The sequence below is a fragment of the Bifidobacterium sp. LH_730 genome (assembly GCF_056355835.1).
In genome coordinates, this window is sequence record NZ_JBKETB010000013.1 from 26420 (window position 1) to 41423 (window position 15004).

Below are 15004 nucleotides of genomic sequence, written 5' to 3' on the forward strand. Positions count from 1 at the left end.
ATGCATACGCGGAAGATTTTCCGCGGACGGAGGAAACCGTTGGCACGCAGGGCTCGTCGCGCACATCGCGCCTATCGCAACAATGGTGCGCGCCGCGTGGCGACCGTCGCCATCTCTTGCGCGTTGACGCTTGCGTTGGGAGCGGGATATATCGCCGCGGACATCGCCGACCTTGCGCCAGGATTGCTGACCCTGCGTCAGGTCGCCCCGCGCGCCGTGCCCGTGACGCTGACGGCGAAAGGCGTGGGGGATAGTGCATTGGTCGCCGACCTCGGGCAGGTTCGCGCCATCGATGCCGCCAAGGCGCAGGCGTTGATCGACCGTCTGGCCGCCACCGAAGGCATCGGTTCGCTGTCCGCGGCCATCGGCGACGTCACGGGCTCCATCGTCGCCTCGCATGACGCGGACAAGGCGCTGGAACCCGCCTCCACGATGAAAACGCTGACCGCGCTTGCCGCCGCCTCCACGCTTGACATGGCCTCCACGCTGGACACCGAGATCCACCTGCGGCAGGGCGAATCCGCGGACACGCTGGTGCTCAAGGGCAACGGCGATATGCTGCTGTCCGCCGGAGCCTCCGATCCCGACCACACCAACGGTCGCGCGGGGCTCGCGACTTTGGCCAAACGCACCGCCGCGGCCCTGCGTCAGCGCGGCATCACCGAGGTTCATCTGGAATATGACGACGGCTTGTTCGGCGAGAAACGATATCCGGCGCGGATGGACGAGATCAACGCGGACCAGGTGTATTACACCGGTGTCTCCTCGATGGCCGTCGACGGCGGCCGGCAGTGGACCGGCGCGAACCAGGCGCCCGCCAATCCCGACGACGCGCCCGGATATCCGCCGCTATCCCAGCACACGGCGCAGGATGCGGCCGCCACCTTCGCGCGGTTGCTCGCGGACCAAGGCATCGCCGTGAACGGCGAGGTCGCCACCGGCACAGCCCCCGCTGGCTCGTCCTTGGCCTCCGTCAGCTCCGCCACGCTGGGCGAGATCATGGCCTATATGCTGCGTCATTCCGACAATACGCTCGCCGAGGAATTCGGGCGGCTGACCGCGTTGGCGATGGGCAAGGATAACTCGCCGACCGGCGCGACCGAAGCCGTGCGGGAGGAACTGCGCACCCTTGGCATCGACACCACCGGATTGGTGATGTCGGACTGCTCGGGCCTGTCACCCGGGTCGGTGCTGAGCGCGCGCACCTTGGTCGGCGTCCAAAGCCGCAATATCGAGGTCGGCGGTGCGGCCGCCCCGGCGGAGGGGTTGTCCGTGGCCGGCTTGGTCGGCACCGCCGGCAAGCGGATCGGCGGCGATTCCGCCGGATTGGTGCGCGCCAAAACCGGCAGCCTGTCCAACGTCACCTCGATGAGCGGCAATGTGTCGCGCATCGAGGGAGGCGCGCTCACCTTCGCGGTGATCGTCAACGATCCGGAGGACTATGGCGCGGCCCGCGAGGCCATCGATGCCTTCGTCGGGCAGTTGGCGGAGCTCTGAGGCGGATTCGCCTATGACGCTTGTCCTGCGATCCGTTCCGCCAGTATTGTTCGCGTCATCCGCACGGCTGCGGTTTTTCGCGGCATCCATGCCATCCGTATGGATTGTGTGTCCTCGTCTCGGAAAGGAATGACATGGCCTACTCACCTCGTCTGCGCGCCGCCGTCGGCGCCGTGCGCGCCGCGCTTGAGGCGGCCGGACTCGGCCTGCAATCGCCGCGATTCGCCGAGCATGGCGAGCATAAGCCGGATGCCGATGCTCCGTTGGTGCTGGTCGCCTGTTCCGGCGGACGCGATTCGATGGCGCTGGCCGCCGTGGCCGGCACGGTCTGTGCCTCGCTGGGGGTGCGCTGCGGAGCGATTATCGTCGATCATGGTCTTCAAACCGGTTCCGCCGATGTCGCCGAGGAAGCCGCTGGGCGGTGCCGATCCTTTGGATTGGGACCGGTCGAGGTACGGCGCGTGGAGGTTGCGGATGCCGCCGGCGAAGGACTGGAGGCCGCCGCCCGCGAAGCAAGGTATGCCGCTTTGATCGAAGCCGCGCATAACCTCGACGCGGCCGCCGTGTTGCTCGCCCACACCCTCGATGATCAGGCCGAAACCGTGCTCATCGGACTGTTGCGTTCCGGTGGCGTCGATGCGCTCGCTGGTATGCCCGCGCGCGTCGAACGCGGCGGCGTCCCGTTCCTGCGTCCCCTCCTGTCCCTCACCCGCGCCGATACCACCGGCATCTGCGACGATCTCGGCCTTGAGTATTGGGACGATCCGACCAATGGACCGGATATTGCCCCTGTATCTAGCGAGGCCAACGGTTCTGTGCCGCTGCCGCGCGACTATCCGCTGCGCTCGCGCATCCGCCATGACCTGCTGCCGTATATCAACGCCTTCTCCGGCGCCGATGTCACCCAACGACTTGCGGATGGGGCGCGTCTCGCACGCGACGACAAGGACTATCTCGACCAAGCCGCCGCCCGCGTCGCCCGAACCGTCGTCCGTCCGGGCGCAGCCGACTCCGAGATCCTGAGCCTCGACGCGAAGGCGCTCGCCGGCGAACATCCGGCCATCCGGCGCCGCGTCATCGCCCATGCGTTGTCATCGGCGGGCATCGCGGCCAATGCGCGGCAGGTCGAAGCCATCGACCGGCTCATCGTGGACTGGCATGGCCAAGGCCCCGTCGATCTTCCCAGCGGGCACTCAGCCAATCGCAAGAAACACGTCATTCGCGTATGCCAAGATGGTGCGCATGCGAATCGCTGACGTAGAGGAATGCATCGACCATGAGTTGATCGGCAGGGCCGATCTCGACGCCAAAATCAAGGAATGCGCCGCGCAGGCGAGCCGGGATTACGCGGGCAAATCACCGCTGCTGATCGCTGTGCTCAAAGGGGCCGTGAACACGCTGGCCGCGTTCTCCCAGGCCATGAGCATTCCGGTCGAGATGGATTTCATGAGCCTGTCGAGCTATGGCTCGGGCACCGAGTCGAGCGGCAGCATCACCATCCGCCAGGACCTGTCCGCCGACGTTCGCGGACGGCACATTCTTATCGTCGAGGATATCGTGGATTCGGGGCGCACCCTAGCTTGGCTGATCGACGAACTCAAGCGGCGCGGCGCGGCCTCCGTCGAGATCTTCGCGCTGTTGGAAAAGCCGGCGCGCCACGAGGTCGAGGTGCCGATCCGATACCGCGGATTCGAAATCCCCGACGAATTCGTCGTCGGCTTCGGCCTCGACTATGACGAGCGCTTCCGCAACCTCGATTCGATCGCAGTCCTGAAACCCGCGGTCTACCAAGGAGAGCAGGCATGACATATCCGCAGGGACCGGGTCAGCCGAATGCCAACAACGGCAACGGCAACCCATTCACCAACCCGTTCCGCCGGGGCAACGCCGATAGCAACGGCAACGCGAACAACGGCAACCGCTCCGACGGGCCGCGCCCGATGTGGCGCTCCCCGTGGCTGTGGGGCGTGCTCGTCGTGCTCATGGCCGTCATGATCTTCCAGATGTTCGCCGGCGGCGGCACCCAGACCATCGACACCAAGGATGGCCTGGCCCTGCTCAAGGACGGCCAGGTGAGCTATGCGAAGATCACCGACAACAAGCAGGCCGTGCGCCTCGAGCTCACCAGCGAGTTCTCCAAGAAGGACCCGGACACCGGCAAGGTGCGCAACTACGGCAAGAACGTGCAGTTCTACTACACCTTCGCCCAGGGCGCGCAGGTGCTGCAGGCCGTGCAGAAGGCCGATCCCGCCAAGGGCTGGACCGCCGACATCCAGCAGACCAGCATGCTGAGCTATCTCATCAGCTCGTTGCTGCCGTTCATCATCATCTTCGGCCTGTTCTGGTTCCTCATGAGCCGCATGGGTGGCGCCGGGGGCATGTTCGGCATGGGCGGCAAGAAGAACAGCGGCAAGCTGCTCGAAGGCCAGACCCCGACGACCAAGTTCTCCGACGTGGCCGGCGAGCCCGCGGCCGTGGCCGAGGTCGAGGAGATCAAGGACTTCCTCAAGGATCCGTCGAAATACAAGGCGCTTGGCGCGCGCATCCCGCGCGGCGTGCTGCTCTATGGCCCTCCCGGCACCGGCAAGACGCTGCTCGCCCGCGCCATCGCCGGCGAGGCGGGTGTGCCGTTCTATTCGATGGCCGGCTCCGACTTCGTCGAGATGTTCGTCGGCCTCGGCGCCTCCCGTGTGCGTGACCTGTTCGAGGAGGCGAAGAAGAACGCCCCCGCCATCATCTTCATCGATGAGATCGATGCCGTCGGCCGCAAGCGCGGCTCCGGCATGGGCGGCGGTCACGACGAGCGTGAGCAGACGCTGAACCAGTTGCTCGTCGAGATGGACGGCTTCAACAACGACACCAACCTCATCATCATCGCCGCGACGAACCGTCCCGACGTGCTTGATCCGGCCCTGCTGCGCCCGGGGCGCTTCGACCGTCAGGTGGGCGTCGAAGCCCCGGATCTGGAAGGCCGCGAGGCGATCCTCAAGGTGCATGCCAAGGGAAAGCCTTTCGTGCCGGATGTCGATCTGCATATGATCGCCGTGCGCACGCCGGGCTTCACCGGCGCCGATCTGGCCAATGTGCTCAACGAAGCCGCGTTGCTGTGCGCCCGCGCCGGCGCGCAGTTGATCGACAACCGCGCCATCGACGAGGCCATCGACCGCGTGCAGGCCGGCCCCAAGCGCCAGTCCAAGGGCATGGCCTTGGAAGAGCTGCGCAACACGGCCTATCACGAGGGCGGCCACGCGCTGGTCGCCGCGGCGCTGCACAACACCGATCCGGTGACCAAGGTGACGATTTTGCCGCGCGGCCGTGCCCTCGGCTACACCGCCGTCATGCCGACCCAGGACCGCTATTCCCAGTCCCGCAACCAGCTGCTCGACCAGATGGCCTACGCGATGGGCGGGCGCACCGCCGAGGAGGTCGTCTTCCACGACCCGACCACCGGCGCGTCCAACGACATCGAAAAGGCGACGGCCATCGCCCGCACCATGGTCGGCGAATACGGCTTCTCCGCCAAGCTCGGCGCGATCAAGTGGACGGATGACGACGACCAGACCACCGTCATGGACGGCCTGGCCCCGCGCAAATACTCCGACCGCACCGCCGAGATCATCGACGAGGAGGTGTTGAAGCTCGTCGAGACCGCGCACACCGAGGCGTGGACCATCATTAACGAGAACCGCGAGGTGCTCGACGAACTCGTGCGCCAGTTGCTGGTCAAGGAGACGTTGAACGAAAAGGAACTCGCCGCCATCTTCGCGAACCTCAAGAAGGCACCGGAACGCCCGGTGTGGTTGAGCGACGATCGTCGGCCGGATTCCGACAAGCCGCCGGTGGAGATCCCCGAGTCGCTTAAGCGCTCGGTGGGAATGAAGCCGGGGGAGTGACCTGAATGCAAGGGCACGCGCCGCAAGGCCGGGCCCTTTGCCGTGGGGTTTTGACGATATCGCAATGACGGAAAGCAAAGGAGAGGACGGAGATATGACCCAGGAGAACGTCGAACGGACCTATGACGAGGAGGGCGTGCGCCGCGCCGTGCGTCTGTTCCTCACGTCGATTGGAGAGGACCCGGACCGCGAGGGGCTGGTCGACACCCCGGATCGCATCGCCCGCGCCGGACGTGAGCTGTTCGCCGGGCTATCCTCTTCGCCAGCGGCGGTGTTGGAGAAGCATTTCGACGTGGACACCGACGAGTTGGTGCTGGTCAAGGACATCGAGCTGTATTCGGTATGCGAGCATCATCTGCTGCCGTTCCATGGCGTGGCCCATGTGGGCTATATCCCGGCCAAGGATGGCGTGATGGGCCTGTCCAAGCTGGCGCGCCTCGTCGAGGTCTATGCCCGTCGTCCGCAGGTGCAGGAGCGCCTGACCCAGCAGATCGCCGACGCACTGGTCGAATACGCCGGCGCGCGCGGCGTCATCGTCGTCACCGAATGCGAGCACCTGTGCATGTCGATGCGCGGAGTCAAGAAGTCCGAAGCCCGCACCGTCACCTCCGCCGTGCGCGGCCTGCTCCGTAACCCCGCCACCCGGGCCGAAGCCATGAGCCTCATCATGAGCCACCGCTGATGCTCCCCTTGTGAGGGGAGCTGTCAACGAAGTTGACTGAAGGACGGCACTCGCTTAGCAAGTGCCGCAAACGGCGAAGCTCGAATAGTGCTCCCCTTGTGAGGGGAGCTGTCAACGAAGTTGACTGAGGGGTAGTCCAAAACTTAAAAACCGAAGCGCCCACGGAAAGGACCACACAATGCCCGCCACACAAACCCTACGCACCCCCGACCACACCTTGGTCATGGGCGTCCTCAACATCACCGAGGACTCCTTCTCCGACGGCGGTCTCTGGCTCGACCCCGCAGCCGCGGCCCGACACGGCCGCGATATGGCCTCTTCCGGCGCCGACATCATCGATATCGGCGCCGAATCGACCCGCCCCGGCGCCAAGCGCGTCAGCGAAGAGGACGAACTCGCCCGCATCACCGGCGCGGTGAAGGCGCTGGTCCCCACCGGCGTCCCCCTGTCCATCGACACCACCCGCGCCAGCGTGGCCGCAGCCGCGCTCGAACTCGGCGCGGATATCATCAACGACGTTTCCGGCGGCACGCTCGACCGCGAGCTGCCGCATGTCGTGGCCGACACCGACTGCCTTTATATCGTGCAGCATTGGCGCGGCTGGCTGGCCGGCGCGGCCGGCGCCACCCCCGACGCGGACACCTCGCACTACGAGCACGGTGTGCTGAAGGACGTGCACGACGAACTCATGCATCAGGTCGACGACGTGCTCGCTGCCGGCGTGGACCCCGCGCAGGTGATCATCGACCCGGGCTTGGGCTTCTCCAAGCCTGGCATCGAGCACAATCTGCCGCTGCTGGCCGGACTCGACGTTTTCCGCGCCGAGGGATACCCGGTGCTGATCGGCGCCTCCCGCAAGCGCTTCGTCACCGCTGTCCTCAACGGCGTGGGTGTGGCGGAGCCGGATATGGATGCGCGCGACGATGCCACCGCCGCCATCTCGGCGCTCTCCGCCGAACATGGGGCGTGGGCCGTGCGTGTGCATGACGTCGCCAAGTCCCGCGCCGCGGTCGCCGTCGGCGATCTGTGGCGCCGGTATCAGGACGAGGCGGCGTGACGGACGCGACCGCATGACAGTATGACGGTAGAACAGCAACGGTACGAGGAGGCTGACGTGGACACCATCACCATCACCGGCATCACCGCCAACGGCACGCACGGCGTGCTTGATTTCGAACACGAGCGTGCGCAGACTTTCGTCGTCGACGCGACGCTCGGCCTCGATCTTGCGCGTGCTGGCCGCACAGATGCGCTGGGCGATACCGTTGATTACGGCGCCATCGCCAAGGGTGTCGTCGCCATCATCGAGGGGGAGCACGTCGATCTGATCGAACGCCTTGCCGCGCGCATCGCCGATATGATCCTCTCTTTCCCCGCGGTGCGGCGCGCCACGGTCACCGTGCACAAGCCGCACGCTCCGATCACCGTGCCTTTCGCCGATGTGGCCGTGACCATCACGCGCGAGCGGATGGGAAGCGAAGGGCCGGTCGGCGCGGGGCATGGGAAGACTGCTTTCGGCAATGCCGATATCGCTGATATCACTGCTATCGGTGACACTGGTTCTGTTTCCGGAACCATGTTTGGTTCGGCGCCTGCCCACGATTCAGACTCCAAGCCCCTCGTCCACCATGCCGTCGTGGCGCTCGGCGGCAACATCGGCGACGTGACCGCCACGCTTCGCGACGCCGTGCGTGCCATCGATGCGCTGGAAGGCACGCAGATCACAGGCATATCGCCGCTGTATCGCACCGCGGCCTGGGGCATGGCCGACGGCACGCCCGATTTCCTCAATGCCGTCGTCGAGGCCAACACCACGCTGAGCGCGCGGGAACTGCTCGCCGCCCTGAACTGCATCGAGGCCGAGCATGGGCGCACGCGCGAGGACCATTGGGCGAGCCGCACCCTCGACCTCGATATCGTCGACTTCGATGGCCTGCAAAGCGAGGAACCCGGTCTGAGCCTGCCGCATCCGCGTGCTTGGCAGCGCGCCTTCGTACTTGTGCCATGGGCGGCGCTCGACCCCGACGCCGATCTGCCTGGACTGCACGGCGGCCCTGTCCGCCAGCTCGCCGACGGGCTGATGGAGGAGGCCGATGGCGACGAACCGCCGGTTGAACTCGTGGCCCGCGACTGGATGAGCGGTGATTCGGGCGCCTACGGATCCGCCGCCGATATGGCTGATTCCCGGTCCGGTGACGCTGTGAGCAAGCCTGTGTCCGAAACCGACGGCAATGGCGAGACCCGCGATGATGCCAACCTCGGCGTCGATCCCAACGCCGGCGTCGACGCTCTTCGCTCCCGCCGCGCCGTGATCTCCATGGACTCGACCTCCACCGATGCCGAGCGACTGTTCCGCGAGGCCATCGTCGCGCTCGACGGCATCCCCGGCAATCAGGTCGAGGGCATATCGCCGCTGTATCACATCGGCAATTTTGACGGGCCGGACGGCATGGCCGCCGTCATCCAACTGACCTGCCGTATGTCGGCGCGCGAGCTGATCGTCGCCCTCGGCGCGATCGAGGAAACGCACGGCAAGGCGATTGATCTCGATCTGGTGGATATGGAGGGCGTGACGTGCGACGATCCCGACTGCCGCGTGCCGTGGCCCACCGCGAGCCAACATGCGGCCGTGCTCGCCCCGTGGCTCGATATGGATCCGGACGCGCGTCTCGGCGGCGATCCGGTGTCCTATCTGCTGGCGATGGCACCGGATGCCGCGCGAGTCGGCATGCTATCGGATGATTGGATCTTGGGACAGGTGGGCTGAGTGCTGCCGGGAATCGGCGGAATTCAGCGGTTTTCGGCGGACGATAAGGAGGACCTATGAAGGCGAGACGAACCCCGTGGTGGCATTTCGCCGTCGCGATTGCGCTCGGCCTGTTGGCGGGCGCGGGCATCGCGACATATGGCGAGCGTTCCAGCCTGTCGCTGGTCGGCGCGCCTTGGCTGGTCGCGGGTCTGCTCGCGCTGCTTGGCGTGGTGGTGCTGGTCCTCGCCCTGCAGGTGCATAAATACGCCTCCACCGATCCGAAGAAGCGCCCGCATTCCTTCATCAATCCGACGCGCGCGCTCTACACGCTGGTGCTGGCCAAGGCGCTTGGCTTGGCGGGCGCGGCATTGGCCGGATATTACGGCGGGCAGATTCTGGTGAGTCTGCCGCATATCGAGGCGTCGTTCTATCAGCAGGCCGTGCTCGAATGCGCGGTCACCGGCGTGATCTGCTTGGCGGATATGGTCGTCGGCATCATCGGCGAATGGCTGTGCCAACTGCCGCCCTCGGAGGGCGCGGAGCATCCGAAGATGAAGCGCGCCGCCGATCGCTCCCGCGGTCTGGCGGCGCCCACCGCGGCCAAGGAGCGCGACTAGGCTTGCGCCCGCCGTGTCCCCTCGGGCACGCGGATCATCGCCTCCTGCGCCATCGCGGCGACCAGTTCGCCGTCGGCGGAATACACCTTCGCCACGCCCAGTCCGCGTCCGTGCGCGGCCGTCGGCGTGTCCTGCACGTAGAGATGCCATTCGTTGACATCCACGTCGCGATACCACCACATTGAATGGTCGATCGAGGCATAGGAGATGCCCGGCGTGGCAATCGACAGGCCGGCGCGGCGCAGCACCGGCTCCATCATCACCTGATCGCAGCCCAGCGCCAGCATCGCGCGGTGCATGAGCTGGGGGACGTCAACTTGGCCGTCCGCCTTCATCCACACCATCTGGCGGCCGGAATCCGCCCCGGCCGACCGCGCGTCGGGGCGCAGCATCACGGTCGGCGTGACGTGGCGGATGTCGAAGGGGGAACGCTGCGCATAGTAATCGGCGAACGGCGACTTGTCGGCGAACGGCGTCATCAACTGCTTGGCCGAGGTCAGCGCGTCGGGATCGGGCACGTTCTCCGGCATTTGGTCGGCGAACTCGACGCCCTCCTGACCGGACTCTTGGAATGAGGCGATCGCCGTCAATATCGGGCCCTCGGCCTGGGTGACGTTGACGCGGCGCGCGGAGAAGGAACGGCCGTCGCGCAGCGTCTCCACATCAAACAGCAGATCCTGATGGATATCGCCCGCGGCAATGAAATAGCCGTGTATCGAATGCGGCAGACGGGATTCCGGCACCGTCTTGGCGGCGGCCATCAGCGATTGGGCGATGACCTGACCGCCGTAGACGCGGCCGGTGGGGAAGTAGAGGCTTTCGCCGTTGACGTAGGTGTGGTTGCGATAGTCGGAGGGGGAGCCGAGCCTCAGCACGTTCACCAGATGCTCCAACGGGGTGATGGGCGCCTTCGCCTTGTCTTCGGACGCTGCGGTCACGTCGGTCATATCTGCCTCGATTCTGTGTCGTTGCGCGTCAGTCTATCGACGCTGTGTGACGGGCGTGTGCACAATATATGAAAATCCCCGCCCGGAAACATTTCCTAGGCGGGGAGTATATCGCGAAAGATGCTTAGACGTCACACACGCGTCAGTTTGCGATGCAGACGGTGCGGGCGGGACGCTTCCTCGCCGAGGCGCGCCACCTTGTTCTCCTGATAGGCCTGGAAGTTGCCCTCGAACCAATACCACTTCGCCGGGTTCTCGTCATCGCCCTCCCATGCGAGGATATGCGTGGCGACGCGATCGAGGAACCAGCGGTCGTGGGAGATCACGACGGCGCAGCCCGGGAATTGCAGCAGCGCGTTCTCCAACGATTCCAGCGTCTCGACATCGAGATCGTTCGTGGGCTCGTCGAGGAGCAGCAGGTTGCCGCCCTGCTTCAGGGTCAGCGCGAGGTTCAGACGGTTGCGCTCGCCGCCGGAGAGCACGCCCGTGAGCTTCTGCTGGTCGGATCCCTTGAAGCCGAAGCTGGCCACATAGGCGCGCGTCGGCACCTCCACGCCAGCGACCTCGATGAAGTCCAGTCCGCCGGAGACGGCCTCCCACAGGTTCTTCTTCGGGTCGAGGCCTTCGCGGTTCTGGTCGACGTAGCTGATCTCGACGGTGTCGCCGATCTTGAGCTCGCCGCTGGTCAGCGGCTCCAGGCCGACGATCGTCTTGAACAGCGTGGACTTGCCCACGCCGTTGGGGCCGATCACGCCGACGATGCCGTTGCGCGGCAGCGTGAAGGACAGGTCGTCGATGAGCACGCGGTCGCCGAAGGCCTTGTGGATGTGCTCGGCCTCGAGCACCTGCGAGCCCAGGCGCGGGCCTGCCGGGATCTGGATTTCGGAGAAGTCGAGCTTCTTGTTGTTGCGCGCCTCCTGCTCCATCTGGTCGTAACGCTCCAGACGGGCCTTGTTCTTGGCCTGACGGGCCTTGGGGGAGGAGCGCACCCAGTCGAGCTCGTCCTTCAGGCGCTTGGCGAGCTTGGCATCCTTGGCACCCTGGATCTCCATACGCTTGGCCTTGGTCTCCAGGTAGGTCGTGTAGTTGCCCTTGTAGGGGTAGAGCTGGCCGCGGTCGACCTCGCAGATCCACTCGGCCACATTGTCCATGAAGTAGCGGTCGTGGGTGACGGCGATGACGGCGCCCTTGTACTGGTGCAGGAACTGCTCTAGCCACAGGATCGACTCGGCGTCGAGGTGGTTCGTGGGCTCGTCGAGCAGCAGCAGGTCGGGGGCTTCGAGCAGCAGCTTGCACAGGGCCACGCGGCGGCGCTCGCCGCCGGAGCACACCTTCACCGGGGTGTCGGGGTCGGGACACTGCAACGCGTCCATCGCCTGCTCGAGCTGCGAGTCGAGATCCCAGCCGTTGGCGGCGTCGATCTCGTTCTGCAGCGTGCCCATCTCCTCCATAAGGGCGTCGAAGTCGGCGTCCGGATTCGCCATCTCCTCGCCGATTTGGTTGAAGCGCGCGACCTTCTCGGCGATCGGGCCGAAGGCCATCTTGATGTTCTCGCCCACGGTCTTGGTGTCGTCCAGCGGCGGCTCCTGCTGGAGGATGCCCACCGTGAAGCCCGGCGTCAGCGTCGCCTCGCCGTTGGAGACGGTTTCGATGCCGGCCATGATCTTGAGCAGCGTGGACTTGCCCATGCCGTTGGGGCCCACGACGCCGATCTTCGCGCCCGGCAGGAAGCTCAGGGTCACGTCGTCGAGGATCACGCGGTCCCCGAACGCCTTGCGCGCCTTGATCATCTGGAATACAAATTCAGCCACAGTACTTTCCGTTTCTCTGTTGAGTGAATAGGGAATCGGTCAAACATTCCCATTATTCCAAAAGGGGTGAACGGGTTGGGGCGGGTGGCGAACGAAGTCTAATGATCTCATACCTAACTATTTTGCAATGCAAAGTAGTCTATGGTATCTTGGATTGCAAGATAGTAAAAAGTTGAAACCAACGAAAGGAGGTAAGTGATGGGGCAAGAGCGGATTTCCTCGCAAATGCTCAAGGGAGTCGTTTCGGGCTGTGTGCTCGCCATCATCGCTCTAGGCGAGACCTATGGTTATGAGATTTCTCAGAAATTGAGTGCCTATGGTTTCGGGACCATCGCAGAGGGAACGATCTACCCGGTATTGCTGCGGCTGGAGAAGAACGGCTGCGTCACCGCCAGCTATCGTCCCTCTGAACTAGGACCGAAACGCAAGTACTACTCCATCACCGAGCAAGGTGAATCGGAACTGGCGGACTTCCGCGACGAATTCGGCATGCTGTCCGCTGCGGTGAGGAACCTGCTCGCTGAGGGTGGGCATGCGGATAACGACAATGTGTCAATCCATACATCAATCGAACAAAGCAAAGGAGCAAGATCATGAGCAGAGCGGCACGCCGTCTGAGGAAAATCAACAATGAGATGGGGAACCGTCTCGATCCTAAGGATCTCGATGCGATGAGGGGCATCGTGAACTACCTGCAATCCACGGGTCTGACAGCCGTGCAGCGGGAAGAAGTGCGTCGGGACATTATTGACATGTTGATCGATGGTCGTCGGCGTGGACAGTCGGCGAGTGACGTGATAGGCGGTGATTATCGGGCGTTCTGCGACGAAATAGTAGCTGCTGTCGCTCCGGTGTCTCTTTTGCGACGGACTGTGGATTGGATCGCAATGCTGTTCGCGGCGTTGGCAATGATGAGTTGGATCATGCTGGTGATCAGCGTTGTCGATGCGATGAAGCACGACATGCTGCCGGATGTTCCGATTCAGGTGGGTATGCTGGTGGCCTTCGTCATCTACGCCGTGTTTGCGGTGGTCATGGTGCGGGCCTTCACTCGTCACATATTTGATCTCGCCAATATATTCGGTTCCATGAATTGGTGCATGATCGTCCTGTTTGTGGTGTGGGTTCTGGTCCTGGTTATTGGGACTGCGGCCTCGACCTTCGTCACCGCATCATTCACGGTTCCGGTGGCGGTGCTTGCCATGGCTGTTGGTGTTCTCGCTGTGTGCGCAGTGCTTCTGGATTATTTCAACTGAATGATGGCGCTGCTGTCGGTTGATCTTGGTGCCCTTGTTGTGTTGCTTCGGGACAAAGTCGAGGCGCTCTACGCCGATGGCCCCGGTTTACCCGGGGTCATTTGTTTGCGGGCAGGGGCACTCCGTTTTTGGTTGAGGTCGGCAATGCGGATACGCTTATCTCAAGGTATTCGCGCAGCTGTCGTATCTCCTGCTTACTGGCCCCCCAATTATGTACCAGTACGCAGGAAGGGTAGTCGAACAGTGCAGTGGCAAGATCGGACTTACGCTCGCATATCATACGACGATTGATGGGATTGTAGTAGAGGTCGAAGCCGTTAATCTGACCGCATGACCGCAGCTCAGTCGTGGAATCGGACATATCCGAACATCTCCTGCCATGCCATCGTGATATCCGGGGCGACGGAACGAAGGAATTCGGTGATGCCTCGGAGTTCCTTCGCCGTCATGTCGGAAGAGCTTTTCTCCAGTCGTATGTCTCCGTTCTCAAGTATCCAAAACTTTGCTGCGGACGGCGACTGCTTGCCCCTCGCTACGTGCACGTGTATGGGCTCGTTGTTCTCGTTGGTCCAGAAATAGACAAGGAAACCACTGATTCTATACAGTCCAGGCATGTTCCACTCCGCCATTCTGAGCGTAGCCCATGATGGATTTCATGCCTCGCACCGCGCTGATGAGAAAAGAGCCGGCTTCAGCGGTATCAAATCCATGATTTTCGACAATGCGTCCCTCGGGGAGCGTTACTTCGAGATGCTGGTTGCCTTTATCGAAGAACACCAAGACATTATGCTCCGGTGTCAGGTCGGAATGGGTGACCTTGACTCCATCGCCGGTTTCGTAATAATCGAAGATACGCATCTCGGCCTCCTTGCATTTTCATTATATTCGGACAACGGTAGGGAAGTTTGATGATCAATGATGGGGAATCAGTCGCTTTGCTGCACGGTACGTTCGGCCCGCACGCTCTTGACCAGATCGACCATATCGTCCATGTCGTTGAGTCCGGCCTCCTGCGCGGCCCCGTCGAACGCATCCTGCGTGGCTCGCAACGCCTCTAGGTTGGAGCTGTGCAGCGAGATGGTGCCGTTGTCCTCGCGTACGAACAGCACCTTGTCGCCCTCGCGGACTCCGACGGCCTTGCGGATGCTGGCGGGAATCGTGATCTGGCCCTTCGAAGTCACCTTGGCCATATCCAATACCGAAGTCATCGCCATCTCCTTACTTGTAAGGTAATCATTACTTTCAGTGTAGCTCTCATAACAGTGGCGCACAAGTATGAGTGGTTGTGCGAACGATGCGCGGGTGCGCTTTGTTCGGAGCGTAAGAACGATTCAGAATCTGGTCATAGATTGACCGTATCTCGGTCGGTGGCGTCAAGGCGGCTTTCGCGTCTTGACGCAAAGATGACACAAAGATGACGCAGACAGGCATTGACACAACCATTTGTGTCGATTTCATCCCTTAGAAACGTTGGAATGACGCGGTTTTAGTGCTGATACACAAACTCAGCCACAGTACTTTCCGTTTCTCTGTTGAGTGAATAGGGAATCGG

The 15004-nt window shown here is 63.4% G+C and carries 15 protein-coding genes; 10 read left to right on the forward strand and 5 right to left on the reverse strand.

The features are described from left to right. From dacB to AC1AUD_RS11900, 8 genes are all read left to right on the forward strand, one after another. Window positions 1–1497, forward strand: a complete 1497-nt coding sequence (gene dacB, locus AC1AUD_RS11865) for a D-alanyl-D-alanine carboxypeptidase/D-alanyl-D-alanine endopeptidase (protein ID WP_476574584.1) — start codon at window positions 1–3, stop codon at window positions 1495–1497. Between the two features lie 134 nt (window positions 1498–1631). Continuing rightward, the gene (tilS, locus tag AC1AUD_RS11870; RefSeq protein ID WP_476574585.1) at window positions 1632–2753 is read left to right on the forward strand and encodes a tRNA lysidine(34) synthetase TilS; all 1122 of its coding nucleotides are present in this window, start codon (window positions 1632–1634) and stop codon (window positions 2751–2753) included. Further along, the gene (gene hpt / locus AC1AUD_RS11875) at window positions 2740–3303 is read left to right on the forward strand and encodes a hypoxanthine phosphoribosyltransferase (RefSeq protein ID WP_476574586.1); all 564 of its coding nucleotides are present in this window, start codon (window positions 2740–2742) and stop codon (window positions 3301–3303) included. Before tilS ends, hpt begins: the two co-directional genes overlap by 14 nt. Further along, entirely contained in the window at window positions 3300–5390 is a 2091-nt protein-coding gene (gene ftsH, locus AC1AUD_RS11880; protein ID WP_476574587.1) for an ATP-dependent zinc metalloprotease FtsH, read from the forward strand. The genes hpt and ftsH overlap by 4 nt, the downstream gene beginning before the upstream one ends. Window positions 5391–5484: 94 nt before the next feature. After that, entirely contained in the window at window positions 5485–6072 is a 588-nt protein-coding gene (folE, locus tag AC1AUD_RS11885) for a GTP cyclohydrolase I FolE (protein ID WP_476574588.1), read from the forward strand. Between the two features lie 178 nt (window positions 6073–6250). Next, window positions 6251–7129: a dihydropteroate synthase gene (gene folP, locus AC1AUD_RS11890; protein WP_476574589.1), complete on the forward strand. Its 879-nt coding sequence runs from the start codon at window positions 6251–6253 to the stop codon at window positions 7127–7129. Between the two features lie 57 nt (window positions 7130–7186). Beyond that, window positions 7187–8839 (forward strand): 2-amino-4-hydroxy-6-hydroxymethyldihydropteridine diphosphokinase, encoded by a 1653-nt coding sequence (folK, locus tag AC1AUD_RS11895; protein WP_476574629.1) that lies wholly within the window; start codon window positions 7187–7189, stop codon window positions 8837–8839. A 56-nt stretch (window positions 8840–8895) separates the two neighbouring features. Further along, window positions 8896–9438: a DUF3180 family protein gene (locus AC1AUD_RS11900; RefSeq protein ID WP_476574590.1), complete on the forward strand. Its 543-nt coding sequence runs from the start codon at window positions 8896–8898 to the stop codon at window positions 9436–9438. On the opposite strand, the gene AC1AUD_RS11905 is transcribed toward AC1AUD_RS11900, so the two are convergent. Then, window positions 9435–10385 (reverse strand): acyl-CoA thioesterase, encoded by a 951-nt coding sequence (locus tag AC1AUD_RS11905; protein ID WP_476574591.1) that lies wholly within the window; start codon window positions 10383–10385, stop codon window positions 9435–9437. The genes AC1AUD_RS11900 and AC1AUD_RS11905 overlap by 4 nt on opposite strands. Window positions 10386–10516: 131 nt before the next feature. Further along, window positions 10517–12196 carry an energy-dependent translational throttle protein EttA gene (gene ettA / locus AC1AUD_RS11910; RefSeq protein WP_476574592.1) on the reverse strand — a complete coding sequence of 560 codons (1680 nt, stop codon included), beginning with the start codon at window positions 12194–12196 and terminating at the stop codon, window positions 10517–10519. Between the two features lie 198 nt (window positions 12197–12394). Here ettA and AC1AUD_RS11915 point away from each other — a divergent pair, with 198 nt between their 5' ends. Together AC1AUD_RS11915 and AC1AUD_RS11920 are read left to right on the forward strand one after the other, a co-directional pair. Next, window positions 12395–12793, forward strand: a complete 399-nt coding sequence (locus AC1AUD_RS11915; RefSeq protein ID WP_476574593.1) for a PadR family transcriptional regulator — start codon at window positions 12395–12397, stop codon at window positions 12791–12793. Then, window positions 12790–13452: a DUF1129 family protein gene (locus AC1AUD_RS11920; RefSeq protein WP_476574594.1), complete on the forward strand. Its 663-nt coding sequence runs from the start codon at window positions 12790–12792 to the stop codon at window positions 13450–13452. The genes AC1AUD_RS11915 and AC1AUD_RS11920 overlap by 4 nt, the downstream gene beginning before the upstream one ends. A 341-nt stretch (window positions 13453–13793) precedes the next feature. Here AC1AUD_RS11920 and AC1AUD_RS11925 read toward each other — a convergent pair whose 3' ends face one another. The 3 genes from AC1AUD_RS11925 to AC1AUD_RS11935 all read right to left on the reverse strand — a co-directional run bounded on the left by AC1AUD_RS11925 (window position 13794) and on the right by AC1AUD_RS11935 (window position 14660). Then, the gene (locus tag AC1AUD_RS11925) at window positions 13794–14081 is read right to left on the reverse strand and encodes a DUF4160 domain-containing protein (RefSeq protein ID WP_476574595.1); all 288 of its coding nucleotides are present in this window, start codon (window positions 14079–14081) and stop codon (window positions 13794–13796) included. Beyond that, the gene (locus tag AC1AUD_RS11930; protein ID WP_476574596.1) at window positions 14050–14310 is read right to left on the reverse strand and encodes a hypothetical protein; all 261 of its coding nucleotides are present in this window, start codon (window positions 14308–14310) and stop codon (window positions 14050–14052) included. Before AC1AUD_RS11930 ends, AC1AUD_RS11925 begins: the two co-directional genes overlap by 32 nt. Before the next feature lie 68 nt (window positions 14311–14378). Next, window positions 14379–14660, reverse strand: coding sequence for an AbrB/MazE/SpoVT family DNA-binding domain-containing protein (locus tag AC1AUD_RS11935; RefSeq protein WP_476574597.1), 282 nt, complete (start codon window positions 14658–14660; stop codon window positions 14379–14381). Window positions 14661–15004 lie beyond the last annotated feature (344 nt).

Bases quoted from the DNA above. Each gene is read 5' to 3' on its own strand.
- AC1AUD_RS11905 (WP_476574591.1), bottom strand. From the start codon at position 10,385: ATGACCGACGTGACCGCAGCGTCCGAAGACAAGGCGAAGGCGCCCATC.
- tilS (WP_476574585.1), top strand. From the start codon at position 1,632: ATGGCCTACTCACCTCGTCTGCGCGCCGCCGTCGGCGCCGTGCGCGCC.
- AC1AUD_RS11920 (WP_476574594.1), top strand. From the start codon at position 12,790: ATGAGCAGAGCGGCACGCCGTCTGAGGAAAATCAACAATGAGATGGGG.
- ftsH (WP_476574587.1), top strand. From the start codon at position 3,300: ATGACATATCCGCAGGGACCGGGTCAGCCGAATGCCAACAACGGCAAC.
- dacB (WP_476574584.1), top strand. From the start codon at position 1: ATGCATACGCGGAAGATTTTCCGCGGACGGAGGAAACCGTTGGCACGC.
- AC1AUD_RS11925 (WP_476574595.1), bottom strand. From the start codon at position 14,081: ATGGCGGAGTGGAACATGCCTGGACTGTATAGAATCAGTGGTTTCCTT.
- AC1AUD_RS11915 (WP_476574593.1), top strand. From the start codon at position 12,395: ATGGGGCAAGAGCGGATTTCCTCGCAAATGCTCAAGGGAGTCGTTTCG.
- AC1AUD_RS11935 (WP_476574597.1), bottom strand. From the start codon at position 14,660: ATGACTTCGGTATTGGATATGGCCAAGGTGACTTCGAAGGGCCAGATC.
- AC1AUD_RS11930 (WP_476574596.1), bottom strand. From the start codon at position 14,310: ATGCGTATCTTCGATTATTACGAAACCGGCGATGGAGTCAAGGTCACC.
- AC1AUD_RS11900 (WP_476574590.1), top strand. From the start codon at position 8,896: ATGAAGGCGAGACGAACCCCGTGGTGGCATTTCGCCGTCGCGATTGCG.
- folP (WP_476574589.1), top strand. From the start codon at position 6,251: ATGCCCGCCACACAAACCCTACGCACCCCCGACCACACCTTGGTCATG.
- hpt (WP_476574586.1), top strand. From the start codon at position 2,740: ATGCGAATCGCTGACGTAGAGGAATGCATCGACCATGAGTTGATCGGC.
- folE (WP_476574588.1), top strand. From the start codon at position 5,485: ATGACCCAGGAGAACGTCGAACGGACCTATGACGAGGAGGGCGTGCGC.